Source organism: Mesorhizobium sp. RIZ17 (assembly GCF_051127865.1).
In the GTDB taxonomy this organism is placed as follows: Bacteria; Pseudomonadota; Alphaproteobacteria; order Rhizobiales; family Rhizobiaceae; genus Mesorhizobium; species Mesorhizobium humile.
This window is the reverse complement of the sequence record NZ_CP147861.1, coordinates 2,650,933-2,665,237: the sequence shown is the minus strand read 5'-3', so window position 1 is coordinate 2,665,237 and position 14,305 is coordinate 2,650,933. Positions and strand designations below refer to the sequence as shown.

General features: G+C 63.5%; 17 protein-coding genes. 1 reads left to right on the top strand and 16 read right to left on the bottom strand.

All coding sequences use genetic code 11. The features are described 5' to 3' along the window. Nucleotides 1–26: 26 nt before the first annotated feature. The 4 genes from nusA to WDX12_RS12995 all read right to left on the bottom strand — a co-directional run bounded on the left by nusA (nt 27) and on the right by WDX12_RS12995 (nt 2,992). Nucleotides 27–1,622, bottom strand: coding sequence for a transcription termination factor NusA (gene nusA, locus WDX12_RS13010; protein WP_320297742.1), 1,596 nt, complete (start codon nt 1,620–1,622; stop codon nt 27–29). A 46-nt stretch (nt 1,623–1,668) separates the two neighbouring features. After that, the gene (rimP, locus tag WDX12_RS13005; protein ID WP_320297743.1) at nt 1,669–2,301 is read right to left on the bottom strand and encodes a ribosome maturation factor RimP; all 633 of its coding nucleotides are present in this window, start codon (nt 2,299–2,301) and stop codon (nt 1,669–1,671) included. Between the two features lie 158 nt (nt 2,302–2,459). After that, on the bottom strand, nt 2,460–2,747 hold the full coding sequence (locus tag WDX12_RS13000) for a type II toxin-antitoxin system RelE/ParE family toxin (RefSeq protein WP_320297744.1): 288 nt from the start codon (nt 2,745–2,747) through the stop codon (nt 2,460–2,462). Next, entirely contained in the window at nt 2,744–2,992 is a 249-nt protein-coding gene (locus WDX12_RS12995) for a CopG family ribbon-helix-helix protein (protein ID WP_224666574.1), read from the bottom strand. The genes WDX12_RS13000 and WDX12_RS12995 overlap by 4 nt, the downstream gene beginning before the upstream one ends. 72 nt (nt 2,993–3,064) lie before the next feature. On the opposite strand from WDX12_RS12995, the gene WDX12_RS12990 reads away from it, so the two are divergent. Next, nucleotides 3,065–3,337 carry a hypothetical protein gene (locus WDX12_RS12990; protein ID WP_434725137.1) on the top strand — a complete coding sequence of 91 codons (273 nt, stop codon included), beginning with the start codon at nt 3,065–3,067 and terminating at the stop codon, nt 3,335–3,337. Between the two features lie 52 nt (nt 3,338–3,389). Here the strand turns inward: WDX12_RS12990 and WDX12_RS12985 are convergent, their stop codons facing one another. The 12 genes from WDX12_RS12985 to WDX12_RS12930 form a co-directional block, all read right to left on the bottom strand. Beyond that, nucleotides 3,390–3,899, bottom strand: a complete 510-nt coding sequence (locus WDX12_RS12985) for a GNAT family N-acetyltransferase (RefSeq protein WP_434725136.1) — start codon at nt 3,897–3,899, stop codon at nt 3,390–3,392. A 3-nt stretch (nt 3,900–3,902) separates the two neighbouring features. Further along, complete coding sequence (locus WDX12_RS12980; protein WP_320297746.1) at nt 3,903–4,202, bottom strand: DUF1778 domain-containing protein; 300 nt, start codon at nt 4,200–4,202, stop codon at nt 3,903–3,905. Between the two features lie 64 nt (nt 4,203–4,266). Beyond that, nucleotides 4,267–4,977: a tRNA (guanine(46)-N(7))-methyltransferase TrmB gene (gene trmB, locus WDX12_RS12975; RefSeq protein ID WP_434725622.1), complete on the bottom strand. Its 711-nt coding sequence runs from the start codon at nt 4,975–4,977 to the stop codon at nt 4,267–4,269. Continuing rightward, the gene (gene metK / locus WDX12_RS12970) at nt 4,974–6,239 is read right to left on the bottom strand and encodes a methionine adenosyltransferase (RefSeq protein WP_320297747.1); all 1,266 of its coding nucleotides are present in this window, start codon (nt 6,237–6,239) and stop codon (nt 4,974–4,976) included. The genes trmB and metK overlap by 4 nt, the downstream gene beginning before the upstream one ends. A 165-nt stretch (nt 6,240–6,404) precedes the next feature. Beyond that, nucleotides 6,405–6,827: a helix-turn-helix domain-containing protein gene (locus WDX12_RS12965; protein WP_320297748.1), complete on the bottom strand. Its 423-nt coding sequence runs from the start codon at nt 6,825–6,827 to the stop codon at nt 6,405–6,407. 140 nt (nt 6,828–6,967) lie between these two features. Continuing rightward, nucleotides 6,968–8,557 carry an apolipoprotein N-acyltransferase gene (gene lnt, locus WDX12_RS12960; protein WP_434725135.1) on the bottom strand — a complete coding sequence of 530 codons (1,590 nt, stop codon included), beginning with the start codon at nt 8,555–8,557 and terminating at the stop codon, nt 6,968–6,970. Nucleotides 8,558–8,654: 97 nt separating this feature from the next. Further along, a complete protein-coding gene (locus tag WDX12_RS12955; RefSeq protein ID WP_434725134.1) occupies nt 8,655–9,125 on the bottom strand; it encodes a VOC family protein in 471 nt (156 codons plus the stop codon). 102 nt (nt 9,126–9,227) lie between these two features. After that, complete coding sequence (locus WDX12_RS12950) at nt 9,228–10,298, bottom strand: hemolysin family protein (protein WP_434725133.1); 1,071 nt, start codon at nt 10,296–10,298, stop codon at nt 9,228–9,230. Nucleotides 10,299–10,325: 27 nt separating this feature from the next. Next, nucleotides 10,326–10,823 carry an rRNA maturation RNase YbeY gene (gene ybeY / locus WDX12_RS12945; protein ID WP_320297752.1) on the bottom strand — a complete coding sequence of 166 codons (498 nt, stop codon included), beginning with the start codon at nt 10,821–10,823 and terminating at the stop codon, nt 10,326–10,328. 11 nt (nt 10,824–10,834) lie between these two features. Next, nucleotides 10,835–11,827, bottom strand: coding sequence for a PhoH family protein (locus tag WDX12_RS12940; protein WP_226892268.1), 993 nt, complete (start codon nt 11,825–11,827; stop codon nt 10,835–10,837). Nucleotides 11,828–11,963: 136 nt separating this feature from the next. Further along, nucleotides 11,964–13,373: a tRNA (N6-isopentenyl adenosine(37)-C2)-methylthiotransferase MiaB gene (miaB, locus tag WDX12_RS12935; RefSeq protein ID WP_434725132.1), complete on the bottom strand. Its 1,410-nt coding sequence runs from the start codon at nt 13,371–13,373 to the stop codon at nt 11,964–11,966. A gap of 107 nt (nt 13,374–13,480) precedes the next feature. Further along, entirely contained in the window at nt 13,481–14,281 is an 801-nt protein-coding gene (locus WDX12_RS12930; RefSeq protein WP_434725131.1) for a lysophospholipid acyltransferase family protein, read from the bottom strand. Nucleotides 14,282–14,305 lie beyond the last annotated feature (24 nt).

The following is a 14,305-nucleotide window of genomic DNA, read 5'->3' as shown; positions in this document are numbered from 1 at the left end:
CGGGTTGTGTGCGATGCGGTTTCACCTCACGCACCAACAGCTTCGTCAGCCGCGACTTGTTCGGCTGCAAGCTCGTCTTCGCTGATCCAGCCAGCCTTGAGGCGGGCTGCCAGAACCATCTGCTCGGCATCGGCGCGCGAGACGCCGTGACTGGCGAGCACGCCCGGATAGACCTTGGTCTCGCCGTCCTTGCGTTCCTTCCAGCCGGTCAGGTCGTCGGCGGCATAGCCGGCGAAGTCCTCGATCGTCTTCACGCCGTCCTCGCCGAGCGTCACCATCATGGCGGTGGTGACGCCGGGGATCTCGCGCAACTCGTCCTTGACGCCCAGCGCCTTGCGCTTTTCGTCATGCTCGGCCTCGATCTTCTCCAGATATTCGCGGGCGCGTGTCTGGATTTCCGAAGCGGTGTCCTCGTCGAAGCCGTCGATCGAGGAGATTTCGCCCGAGTCGACATAGGCGACTTCCTCGACGCTGGTGAAGCCTTCGGAGGCAAGCACCTGGCCGACCATCTCGTCGACGTCGAGGGCTTCCATGAACAGCGCCGAACGCTCTACGAATTCCTTCTGGCGACGCTCGCTCTCCTCCTGCTCGGTCAGGATGTCGATATCCCAACCGGTGAGCTGCGATGCCAGGCGCACATTCTGGCCGCGGCGGCCGATGGCCAGCGACAGCTGGTCGTCCGGCACCACCACTTCGATGCGCTCGGCATCCTCGTCGAGCACCACCTTGGCGACTTCGGCCGGCTGCAGTGCGTTGACGATGAAGGAAGCAGCCGAGGGCGACCACGGAATGATGTCGATCTTCTCGCCCTGCAGCTCGCCGACAACCGCCTGGACACGGCTACCGCGCATGCCGACGCAGGCGCCGACCGGATCGATCGAGGAATCGCGCGAGATCACGGCGATCTTGGCGCGCGAGCCCGGATCGCGAGCTACCGACTTGATCTCGATGATGCCGTCATAGATTTCGGGCACTTCCATGGTGAAGAGCTTGGCCATGAACTGCGGATGCGTGCGCGACAGGAAGATTTGCGGGCCGCGCTGCTCGCGGCGCACGTCATAGACATAGGCCCGCACGCGGTCGCCATATTTGTAGTTCTCGCGCGGGATCAACTCGTCGCGGCGGATGATCGCCTCGCCACGGCCGAGATCGACGATGACATTGCCGTATTCGACGCGCTTGACGGTGCCGTTGACGATCTCGCCGATGCGATCCTTGTACTCGTCATACTGGCGATCGCGCTCGGCCTCGCGCACCTTCTGCACGATGACCTGCTTTGCCGACTGAGCGGCGATGCGGCCGAAATCCATGGGCGGCAGCTGCTCGGCGATGAAGTCGCCGAGCTGGGCGTCGGGGTTGCGCTCGCGCGCCGTGGAAAGCGCGATCTGCGTCGCGTAGTCATCGACCTTCTCGACCACTTCCATCAGCCGCTGCAGCTTCATCTCGCCGGTGTTCGGGTTGATGTCGGCGCGGATGTTGGTCTCCTGGCCGTAACGAGAGCGCGCCGCCTTCTGGATCGCATCTGCCATGGCGGCGATGACGATCGACTTGTCGATCGACTTTTCACGCGCGACCGCGTCGGCGATCTGCAGCAGTTCAAGCCTGTTGGCGCTTACAACCATTGTCTTTCTCCCGATTTCGCGCCGGGCATACGGCCCGGCTGCTCAATCAACTTTCCTGTTCGGTTTCGTTTTCCTCGCCGTCGGCGGCGTCTTCCGCTTCGCCGCGGCGCTTCCTGGCTTCCTTGCGCGCCCGGTTGTCCTTCGACAGGGCATCGCGGATGAGATCGTCGGTCAGCACCAGCCGGGCTTCGGCGATCGCGTCAAAAGGCACGCGCACCGTCGGCTCCTCGCCATAGGCCGCCTTGTCGCGCTCGACAAGGATGCCGTCGGCATCCGCCTCGGCGATCTTGCCCTTGAAGCGCTTGCGGTCGCTGACAAGAACCGATGTCTCCAGCTTGACCAGATGGCCGGTCCAGGTGGTGAAATCCGACTTGCGCACCAGCGGCCGGTCGATGCCGGGCGACGATACTTCGAGATGATACGCCTTTTCGATCGGATCATCGACATCGAGCGCCGGCGACACCGCGCGGCTGACCTCTTCGCAATCCTCGACGGTCATGGTGCCGTCTTCGCGTTCGGCCATGATCTGCAGCGTCAGCCCGTTCTGACCGGTCAGTTGCACGCGCACGAGACGGAAGCCGATGGCCTTGAGCACCGGCTGCACGATCAGCGCAATGCGCGCATCGATGCCGCTTTCGCGGATGATACGGTCGTCGGCCTCGCTTGCCGCTGCAGTCATCAGATCCCTGTCGCTTTCTTGCGTTTCCGGCCGGCAAGTAATAAAAAAGAGCGGGACCGGGTGGACCCACTCTTCGTCATACAGACCAAGAATTTGAGGTTGATATAGACGATTGCCGGCGGCGTTTCAAGCCTTCAGGCAAAGGCTCGCGGCGGTGTCTACAACTGGCGCGGCCATCGCTGGGCCGCATGCATCACGGTGAGTATCTCGATCTCGCCGCCGACAACGCGGTAGGGAATTATGTATGGGATATCAGCCAGGACCAGCTCTCGTGTCCCTTTCACCCGCCCGACGCGCCCCATGGCGGGTTGCTCGGCGAGATTGTCCGCAGAGGAAACGATACGGGCAATGACCCGTTCCGCGGCGGCTGGATTGTCCTTTTCGACGAATGCGCCAATCTGGTCGAGACGGCGCACGGCGCGTTGGGTCCAGCGGATCCGCTTCATCGTTCAGAAGCCGGCTTGACGTATTTCGCTATGACGCCTGCCAGATCCTTCTCACTCGCAAATTCTCCTCGATCGGCTTCGTCAAGGCCAGCCTCGATCTCGGCAAGTTGCCATTCTTCCCTCGCGACATAGTCTTCGATCGCTTGAGCCGCGACGTAGGAACGAGAGCGATCCACCTTTTCGGCCAGTTGGTCGAGCTTGGCCACAGTCTCATCAGGAAGCCGCACGGTGAAGGCGCTCATTATCCTGTCTCCATTCTGGTTCACTATGAATGTGCTAGAACCAAATTGGTTCGTCAAGAACCCGCTTGGGCTGCGTTGCGCGCCGCGCATGGCGGCCATGCAGCCCTTTGGCTAATCGACGTGTCGTCACCATTTATGCTGCATGAAAAAAAAGGGACGCGCGCGGTGGCGCGCGAAGCTGATCATATGGACCGTGGATTGTTTTTCGTCATAGGCGATTTCTTCAACACATTCGGCAGCGCGGCAGCCGCGGCGCGGGCGCTCGAGGCTGGCCGCAAGCCGCGCCGCAGCGACCTGAAGAAGCCTGGCATCGATCCGGCCGCTTTCGACAGGATCGGCCGCTTCTAGCCTCACAATGGAAGCCCGACCGTCACCACTTCGCCAATGGCGGCGCCCTACCTTATCTCTGGGCCTCCGCCAGCGAGGCGGCGATTGCCGCGATCGAGCGAAATAAGATGAGCGGATCGTCCCTCGTCGGGAGAAACCCCCGGCGCTGCCAGAACTGCGCCGCTTCGGCGTCGACGGCATTGACCATCAACGCGCGCCCTCCGATCAGTTCCGCCGCCTGAGCGCAGCGCTGAAGGGCATGCTTTACCAGGCCTGTGCCGATGCCGCGCCCGGCCCAACCGGTATCGGTCGCAAGTTGGCCGAGGAGCAGGCACGGCACCGGGTCGGGCGGTTGCCCCGTGCGGATCGACCGGGGCAGGATCGACGGCACAACGGCCGTCGGCGCCAAACCATAGTATCCAACCACCCGGCCGGCTTCCTGGACAACGAGAACGGCCGTAAAGCCCTTCTCCTGATTGGAAAGTGCGCGGGTTTTCAGCCAGTGATCGAGCGCAGGCTTCCCACAGGAAAATCCGGACACGTCGTGAAGTGCCGTAAGCGGTTCGGGAGCCGATAAGGCCACCGGTCAGCGCTTCGTCGTGTAACCAGCTTCCCAGGGGGCGGGCCGCTTTGCCAGTTCCACCATGTCGGGAACGGGAGCGGCCGGAGCCGACAGGACCTCCATGAACTCCGCGAACCCTTCCGGGCTCATGCGGACAAGACGGTTGTCCATCAGCACATCCTCGGCCGCGCGCACGGCGGCGTCGCGCACGAAATCCGTGCGGGACCGGCCGCGCAGGGTTGCGGCACGATCGATCATCGCAACGTCCGCTTCCGGCAGGCGCATCGAGATCGGGTATTCCTTGCGTTCGACCGGGGCGGCCATAACTGTCTCCTTGCCGGCAATCTAGCGGTCTGTAGCGCTATATGCAATACAGAGGACCGCCCGATTACTTCCGGATAAAGGTCAGATAGGCAGGCCGCCGTCCCTCGCGGATGGCCTTGGCCTCGTAGCGCGTGCCGGGCCAGCCGTCATAGGGCCGGTGCCAGCCGGCGGCGTCTTCGGCCTGCCATGCGAAAGCGCCGTGATCGCGGCAGGCGAGCAGCGTCCAGTTCACATAGCTGTCGATGTCGGAGGCGAAGCGGAACCTGCCGCCCGCTTTCAGCACCCGGGCGAAGCGGGCGAGATTGGCGGCGCCGACGAAGCGCCGCTTCCAGTGCTTCTTCTTCGGCCATGGATCGGGATAGAGCAGGTCGATGCCGTCGAGCGAGCCTGACGGCAGCCAGTCGAGCAGGCGCGTGGCGTCGTCGTCATAGACTTTGAGATTGGCAAGCGGCGTCTTGCCAAGCGCCGTCATCATCTTGGCCATGCCGTTGACGAAGGGCTCGACGCCAATGAAGCCGGTTGCCGGCGCTTCCGCCGCGCGATGCAGGAGATGCTCGCCGCCGCCGAAGCCTATTTCCAGCTGGAGCGTCGAAATCTGTGCCTTGAACAAGGTCCTGAGATCGGCCGGCGCTTCCGCCGTCAGGTCGAGCCGGTATTCGCGCAGACCGCTTTCGAGGGCGATCGCCTGCTGCGGGCGTATAGTCTTGCCGTGCCGGCGACCGAAGAATCCTTCGGTCGCCCGGCTCGGCCTGTCCTTTGCGTCCGCTGGCGTCAGGCGGCGACGGCGTCCTTGAGCGCCTTGGCGAGATCGGTCTTCTCCCAGGAGAAGGAACCGTCGCGACCGGCCTTGCGGCCGAAATGGCCGTAGGACGAGGTCTTTGCATAGATCGGCTTGTTGAGGTCGAGATGACGGCGGATGCCCGACGGCGACAGGTCCATCACCTTGCGCAGCGCATCCTCGAGCTTCGATTCGTCCACCTTGCCGGTGCCATGCAGGTCGACATAGACCGACAGCGGCTGAGCGACGCCGATGGCGTAGGAGAGCTGGATGGTGCAGCGGTCGGCAAGCTTGGCCGCCACCACGTTCTTGGCAAGGTAGCGCGCCGCATAGGCGGCCGAACGGTCGACCTTGGTGGTATCCTTGCCCGAGAACGCGCCGCCGCCATGGGGTGCCGCGCCGCCATAGGTGTCGACGATGATCTTGCGGCCGGTAAGGCCGGCGTCGCCGTCAGGCCCACCGATGACGAATTTGCCGGTCGGATTGATGTACCAGTTGCAGTCCTCGGCGATCTTCAACTCGCCAAGCGCCTCGCGGATATAGGGCTCGACCACCTTGCGGACCTTCTTGGAGTCCCAGCTCGCATCGAGATGCTGGGTGGAGAGCACGATCTGCGTGACTTCCGCCGCCTTGCCGTCGGCATAGCGCACGGTGACCTGGCTCTTGGCGTCCGGGCCGAGCTTGCCGGCCTCGCCATTGCCTTCGTGGCGCGCCGCCGCCAGCAATTCGAGAATCTTGTGGCTGTAATAGATCGGCGCCGGCATCAGGTCGGGCGTCTCGCGGCAGGCGTAGCCGAACATGATGCCCTGGTCGCCCGCGCCTTCCTCGCCCTGGCGGTCGGCGGCGTTGTCGACGCCCTGGCCGATGTCGGGAGACTGACCATGCAGCAGCACGTCGATCTTGGCGGTCTTCCAGTGGAAGCCGGACTGCTCGTAGCCGATCTCGCGGATCGCCTTGCGGGCAACCGATTTGAACTTGGCCGGGTTGACCACGGGGTGGCCGGACGCGTCCTTGAGGACGTTGCCGGCCTTGTCCTTCTTCAAGAGCGTGTCCGGGACGCGGACCTCGCCGGCGATGACGACGCGGTTGGTGGTGGCCAGCGTTTCGCAGGCAACGCGCACCTTCCAAGGATCCATGCCCGTCTTCTTGGCTTCGCGATAGACCAGATCGACGATCTCGTCGGAGATACGGTCACAGACTTTGTCGGGATGACCCTCGGAGACGGATTCCGAGGTGAAGAGATAATTCTGCCGCGTCACGGGTGTCCCCTCTTGAAAAAAGATCGGCAGGGCTGCCGATTTTGGCGCGCCACGTGTTAGCGGTGCCAGGCGCCGCTCGTCAAGCGGCGCGACGGATCTGGCATGAATGTAGGCAAGGTCGGCTATGCCACCGGCGGCATGACACCGCCGACGGCATAAGGCAAATCAATCGGCGTCCTCGGCGGAGAGCGCCTTGACCAGATCGATGATCCGGCGGCGCACCTTGACGTCGCCGATCTTGACGAAAGCCCGGTTGAGCTGAAGCCCTTCAGGACTGCCGCAGAATTCGATGGCGAACGCCATCGAGGAGTCTTCGGCAAATCCTCGATTGCCGCCAGCGGGCTCCTCGCCCGGGGCATCCTCGAAGAAGAAGGCGACCGGAACGCTCAGGATGGAGGCGATCGCCTGCAAACGGCTGGCGCCAACCCTGTTCGTGCCCTTCTCGTACTTCTGGATCTGCTGAAAGGTGATGCCGAGATTTTCACCCAGCTTTTCCTGGCTCATTCCAAGCATATTGCGACGCAGCCGAATGCGACTCCCGACATGGATGTCGATCGGATTCGGCTTCTTCTTGTTCTCTTCTGTCATTTTTTCCTCGCCGAATTTTTCCGGCTTTTTCTATTTTGTTCCGCCCATATGAAGCCGGAGCCACCTGCCCCAACAGAACCCTCCAACCGACTTCGAGAAAATTTTAGGCGTTACAGTATGAGTTTCTAATGTGCCGACTGTCAATTCACCCGTAGCCGCTGCCTTACATTCAGTGTGAAGGCAATCAGCGCAAACAGCAACATGATCAGCAATCCGTTAATGCGCCGCTGTTCGGCGGACAGGAGAGCGCGCCCAGAAACCGGCACATGCGCGTCGATGGCGCCGCGCGCGTCGACGGCAAGCGCATCGACAATGCGCCCGCGCGAATCGACGACGGCGGAGATGCCATTGTTGGCGGCGCGCAGCAGCGGCAATCCATTCTCCACCGCACGGACCTGCGCCTGCCTGAAGTGCTGATACGGGCCTGGCGTGTCGCCAAACCAGGCGTCGTTGGTGACGTTCACAATTACGTCAGATGACGCAGAGTCTGCGGCGACGAGATCGGGAAAGATCACCTCGTAGCAGATGAACGGAGCGGCACGCAGGCCGCCCGGCACGGCGATCGGATGGCGCTCGTTGCCGGCGGCGAAATTCATCGGTCCGGCGACGAGCTGGCCTATGCCGAAGCGTTCGAACAGGTCGGCGAAGGGCAGATATTCGCCGAAGGGCACCAGATGCACCTTGTCGACGGCATCGACGATCTCGCCCTTGTCGTTGATCGCCACCACGGAATTGTAATAGCGGCTGCCGGCGCTCGCCGATCCGCCCTCCTCGCGCACGACACCGGCAATCAGCATCTGGCCGTCGGCCAGCAAGTCGCCCAGCGCCGTCAGCGCGTCCGGGCGCTCGGTGAAGAGGAACGGCACCGATGTCTCGGGCCACAGGATGAGCTGAGGCTTGGCGTGACTTTCTTCGGGTGCTTTCCCCGATATCCCCAGCAACGTTGCGAAGATGCGGTCGCGCACCGAGGCGTCCCACTTTTCGCTGAGGTCGACCGCGGGCTGGACGATGCGGACGTCGAGGGAGCGTGTCGCCGGCTCGGCCGGCATGGCGAGCCTGAAATAGCCGAAGCCGACATGGGCGGCGACGAGGATGACGAACAGGGCAACGCCCAGCCTCAGATGCCGGCGCGCCACGACCAGCGCGGGCAGCGAAAACAAGAAGACCGCGAGCGCGTTCATGCCGATCATTCCGGTCACCGACACGCTCTGCATCAGGAGCGGCACGGGCATCGCGGCATAGCCGACGGCGTTCCAGGGAAAGCCGGTGAAGAGGAAGTCGCGCAGCCATTCGGCAAGGCCGAACCCGAAGGCAAGGGCGGCGATGCGGCCGATATCGCTGCTCCAGAACAGCCGCGCCACCACGGTGGCAAAACCGTAGAAGAAGGCCAGCGCGAAGGGGATGCCGACAACGGCGAAGGGCAAGGCCCAGGCGAAGTTGTCGGCCTCGACCAGCAAGGCCTGGCCGATCCACCAGAGACCGGCGAGAAAGTAGCCGAAACCGAACCACCAGCCGGTTGCGAAAGCCGGCCTCAGACGCCGGAACCAGCCATCGGAAGCCTCGCCGGTGGCGCCGTCGAGCAGCCAGACCAAGACCGGGAACGAAACGAAGCAGACGGCGAAGAAATCGTAAGGCGCCTGGGCAAGCACCGCCAGCGCTCCGGCGGCAAACGCCACCAGCGCCCGCCGCCACCCCCAAAGCAGAATTATCCGGCCGGCAAAGCGCTGCATCCAGCTTCCCAAGTCGCGCGAATCAGGGAGCTAGAGGTTTAACAGGCCGCGCCGCCCGATCCAAACGCGGATAAGCGCAGCCTGATACAAGGTCGCGCTATCTATGCCAGCCCTCGATGCGCAGGCCGCTCAGTCGCTCGGCTTCGTCCTTCAGGACAACGCGCATTGTCTGGGTGAACGTCCAGACATGGCCTTCGGGGTCACGGGCGCGATATTGGCGCTCGCCGTAGAAATGGTCGGCGGGCTCCTCGACGATATCCGCGCCCGCCGCGCGCGCCTTCTCGCAATGCGCGTCGATATCCTGCTGCAGACGCACATAGACGGCCTGCGTGTTCTTGCCGCCGACGGAGGCCGGGCTGGCGATATGCTCATCCCATTCCGAATCGACGATGATGTAGCCCTCGCCGAAGCGCATTTCGGCATGCACGAGCCGGCCGTCGGCATCGCTCACCAGCATGCTCGGCTCGAAGCCGAAGGCTGCCTGCAGCCAGGTCAATGCCGCGCGCGAATCCTTATAGAAAACACCCGAACCCAGAACCGCGTGCTTGAACGGATCGTCGATCACCATGCGGCCTCAAGTCTTTGTCTCTGCGCAATTCCGGACGGAAGGGTTACGGCGAAGGCGCCGAGCCTAACCGCCAGGCACTTTTCCTGGAATTGCTCCGGGATATCAGGCCTGTTCGGTGCGCGCGGCGCGGCGGCGACGCTCGCCCTTCTGGCTCTGCACGATGCGTACGCGCTTGACGCGGCGCGGGTCGGCGTCGAGCACATGGAATTCGAAGCCGGGGATAGCCTGCACGACTTCGCCCCTGGCCGGGACACGTCCCAGCGTGTTGAAGATCATGCCGCCGATCGTGTCGACATATTCGCCATGCTCGCCGGCGGCGAAATCCTCGCCGATCATCTTGGCGACCTCGTCGATCTCGGCCTTGCCGTCGACGACGAAGACGCCGTCGCCGGTCTGCGTGATCATCGGCTCATCGTCGTCATGCTCGTCCTCGATGTCGCCGACCACCATCTCGACGATGTCTTCCAGCGAGGCGAGGCCGTCGGTGCCGCCATATTCGTCGATGACCAGCGCCATCTGCGTGCGCGTCGTCTGCATGCGGCCCATCAGGTCGGAGGCCAGCATCGAGGGCGGCACGAACAGCACCTCGCGGATAAGATTGAGATCGCCGATGGTGCGCGCGAGATCGACCTGGGCGAGGTCGAGCGCCGTCGTCACCGGCGCCTTCGCCCTGGTGCGGCCCTTCTTGACACGGGCGAGCTTGGTGATGTGGGCGAGTACGTCGCGGATGTGGACCATGCCGCGCGGATCGTCCAACGTCTCGGAATAGACGGGCATGCGCGAATGGCCGGATTGCTCGAAAAGGCCGAGCAGGTCGCCAAGCGTGGTGTTGATCTCGACCGCCTCGATATCGGCGCGCGGCACCATGACATCCTCGACCCGCACTTCGCGAAGGCGAAGGATGTTGTTGAGCATGGCGCGTTCGCCGGGCGAGAAAGATTCGGCATCGGTTGCCGTTTCGGCCAGCGCGCCCGCGATTTCCTCACGCAGGCTGGTGCCGTTGCGGTGCCGGAACAGGCCGAGCACGCGGTCGACAAGGGAAGGACCGGCATGCGGCTCAGCGGCCGCGCTGCCGGTCGGACTACTCGGACTCGAGCCCTCTTCCGTCTTTTCGGAAGGCTTGGCAGCACTGCCGGCGTCCGGACGGGCGGCAGTTTCTGGTGTGTCGTTCATCGCCATCGGGTCAATTGAGCTTTTTTGTTACGCGTAGGGATCGGGAATGGCAAGCCTCGCAAGCGCCGCGCGCTCGATCGCTTCCATCTCCTCCGCCTCGGCGTCGGTCTCGTGATCATGGCCCAGAAGATGCAACAGGCCATGGATAACGAGATGGGTGATATGGTCTTCAATCGGCTTGTCTTCCAGAGCGGCCTCACGCGCCACCGTCTCGGAAGCCAGCACGATGTCGCCCAGCATCGGCGGCAGCGGACCGCCTTTCGGAAAGGAAAAAGCCGGGAAAGACAAGACGTTGGTGGGCTTGTCCTTGCCGCGCCATTCGGCATTGAGCGTTTGGATATGGGCATCGTCGGAAAAGACGATGCTGAGCTCGGAGGCGCCGTCCACGCCGGTCTCGGCAAAGGCGGCCGCAACGGCGCGCTCGACCAGGTGCGTCAACTCGGCTTCCGCGGGCCAGGCGCCGGCCTCGACGAAAATATCGATATCGACCGGGATACCGGCAGAGGATTTGGTGTCTTCAGCCATGCGGCCTTTGATCAGCTTTCGGCGCCGAGGCCTCGCGCCAGCTTGCCGTCACGGTCATAGGCCTTGACGATCTCGGCGACCAGCGGATGGCGCACCACGTCGCCCTCGTTGAAGCGGACGGTGACGATGCCGGGGACACCGTCGAGGACACGCAGCGCCTCGACAAGTCCCGACTTGGTGTTGGGCGGAAGGTCGATCTGGGTTGGATCGCCGGTGACGATCATGCGCGAGTTCTCGCCGAGACGGGTCAGGAACATCTTCATCTGCATAGGCGTGGTGTTCTGCGCCTCGTCGAGGATCACCGCCGCGTGCGCCAGCGTGCGGCCGCGCATGAAGGCCAGCGGCGCGATCTCGATCACCTCGGCGGCGATCGCCCGCTCGACTTTGTCCGCCGGCATCATGTCGTAAAGCGCGTCATAGAGGGGTCGCAGATACGGATCGACCTTCTCCTTCATGTCGCCGGGCAGGAAACCCAGCCGCTCGCCGGCCTCGACGGCCGGGCGCGAAAGGATGATGCGCTCGACCATGCCGCGCTCCAAGAGCATCGCGGCATGCGCGACCGCCAGATAGGTCTTGCCGGTGCCGGCAGGCCCGATGCCGAAGACCATTTCGGAGCGCTCCAGCGCCCGCATATAGGCGTCCTGGTTGAGCGAGCGGGCATAAATCGTCTTCTTACGCGTCGCGATCTGGGCAGCCGATACCTTGCCTTTGCGCTCCATCGTCGGCAGCGTCAGCTGATCGTCGGCGGCAATCGCCATGCGCACGGCGCCGTCGACGTCCGACTGGCCGATGTCGACGCCCTTCTGCAGGATGCCATAGAGCGTATCCAGAGCGCGGCGCGCCTGCTCGGCTGCGGCCGCCGAGCCCTTGATCGTAAGCTGATTGCCGCGCGAGCGGATGTCGACGCCGAGCTTCTGCTCAAGCCGGGCCAAATTCTCATCGAACTGACCGTAAAGGGCGCTGGCTAGCTTGTTGTTGTCGAAGGTCAGTACGATGTGCGCCATGTCGGAAGCCCCGGACGCCTGGTTCTGGGGCAGATTCTTCAGTTCAGCAGCGCTCAACCGTCTCTCCTCATCTGCCGAGGTTTGTGGCTATGCATGTCGTTATCCCAAAACCGCGGGCACTTTTGGGCGACATGCATCAGACCGGTTCGGCGAACAGGCTATTGTAGCCGGTCCTTGTGATTCGTACGTCGATAATGTCACCGATTCCGCCGGCCTTGTCGTCAACAATAACGGGCTGCAGCCAGGGCGAACGGCCAACTTTCTGGCCGGCCTGCCGGCCAGGCTTCTCGATCAGCGTGCCGATGGTCCTGCCGACCAGGCTCAAGCCGAAATCCTGCTGCTGCTTCAAGAGCAGCGCCTGCAGCCGCTGCAGCCGCTCATCCTTCACCGCTTCCGCGACATGGCCATCCATTTCGGCGCCCGGTGTGCCGGGGCGAGGCGAATATTTGAACGAGAAAGCCGAGGCATAGTTCACTTCGCGCACCAATTTCAGCGTCGCTTCGAAATCCTCATCCGTCTCACCGGGGAAGCCGACGATGAAGTCGCCGGACATGGCGATGTCGGTTCGGGCGGAACGGATGCGCTCGATGAGCGCCAGATAGTCGCGCGCCGTATGGCGGCGGTTCATCGCCTTGAGGATACGATCCGAGCCGGACTGCACCGGCAGATGCAGATAGGGCATCAAGGCGGGCAGGTCGCGATGCGCGGCGATCAACTCGTCGTCCATGTCGCGCGGGTGGCTTGTGGTGTAGCGCAGCCGCGCCAGGCCAGGGATTTGCGCCAGTCGGAACAGCAGGCGCCCGAGGCCCCATTCCTCGCCATTTTCGCCGACGCCGTGCCAGGCGTTGACGTTCTGGCCAAGCAACGTCACCTCGCGCACGCCGGCCTCGGCCAGGCGCTCGGCCTCGGCGACGATTTGCGTCACCGGGCGCGAGACCTCCGAGCCGCGGGTGTAAGGCACCACGCAGAAGGTGCAAAACTTGTCGCAACCTTCCTGCACCGTGAGGAAGGCGGTGACGCCGCGCCTGGCAAGCTCGGCGCGCTTCGGCGGCGGCAGATGCTCGAACTTGTCCTCGATGGCGTATTCGGTCTCGACGATCTTTTCGCCGCCACGGACCCGCGCCAGCACGTCGGGCAGCCGGTGATAGGTCTGCGGACCGATGACCAGATCGACCGCCGGAGCGCGGCGGATGATCTCGGCGCCTTCGGCCTGCGCCACGCAGCCGGCGACGCCAATCAGGAGCTCGCGGCCGGCTTCGGCGCGTTCGGCCTTCATGTCGCGGATGCGGCCAAGCTCGGAATAGACCTTTTCCGCCGCCTTTTCGCGGATATGGCAGGTGTTGAGCAGCACCAGATCGGCGTCTTCGACGGCGTCGGTGGCGACATAGCCGTCGGCGGCCAGCGCATCGGTCATGCGCTGGGAATCGTAGACGTTCATCTGGCAGCCATAGGTCTTGACGAAGACCTTTTTCACCGTCCGGTCGGTGCTGGCCGAATGCTCGGCGGGCGAGCCGGCGCCATGGCTTTCAATCGTGTTCAATTCCATCGGGCGGCTTCTAGCGCCTTTCCATGACAAAAAACAGACGATTCTGCCTGTAGCGCGTCGCGCCGCCCTGTCCCAAAACCGCTACAGGCCTTTGGGCGGCATACCGATCAGCGGCTCTTGGCCGGGTCGGCGAGGATAGCCTGCATCATCTCGAGCACCTTGGCTTCCATCAGCCTCGCCGTTTCCTTGCGGTTCGAGCTCTTGGAGAACGGCACCGGCTCGCCGAAATGCACTTCGGCATCGATGGCGCCTTCGGCAAGCAGGGTTTTCAGATGCGGCATCAGATCCTGGTCGCCGATCCAGGCGGTAATCGGCCGATGACGGCGGCCCATCGGCATGCCGTGCAGGCGCGTATAGGCGATCGCCACGGGCTGGATGAAGACCTGTTCCGCCGCACCTTCCGAAATCGCCATGGAGGCCGCGCCGAACAGCGTGCTCTTGAACGGCAGCACGAGGTTGCCGTCGCCGGTCGAGCCTTCGGCGAACAGCACCATGGCGTCGCCCTTTGCCATCCTCTTGGCGATTTCGCTTGCCTGGTCGCCGGAGGTGCGCTTGCGCTCGCGCTCGATGAAGACGGTGCGCTGCAGCTTGGACAGCATGCCGATCAGCGGCCAGCCTTCCATGTCTGCCCTGGCGATGAATTTCACATCGGCGAAGGAGCCGAGCACCATGATGTCGGTCCAGGAAATGTGGTTGGCCGCCACCAGCAGCGGCCGCTCCCTGGCCAACGCGCCTTTCACATGCACCCGCATGCCGAGCGCCCTCAGGATCATGCGGTGCCAGATCTTCAGGATGAAGGTTTCGGGCCACAACCCCGTCTTCATCGACAGCATCTGCAGCGGCACCAGCACCAGTGAACAGACGACGACATAGAAGAGCGCCAGGAAAATCCGTAATTTCTTGATCATTCGCTCCCGCCCTATCGCGCGGAT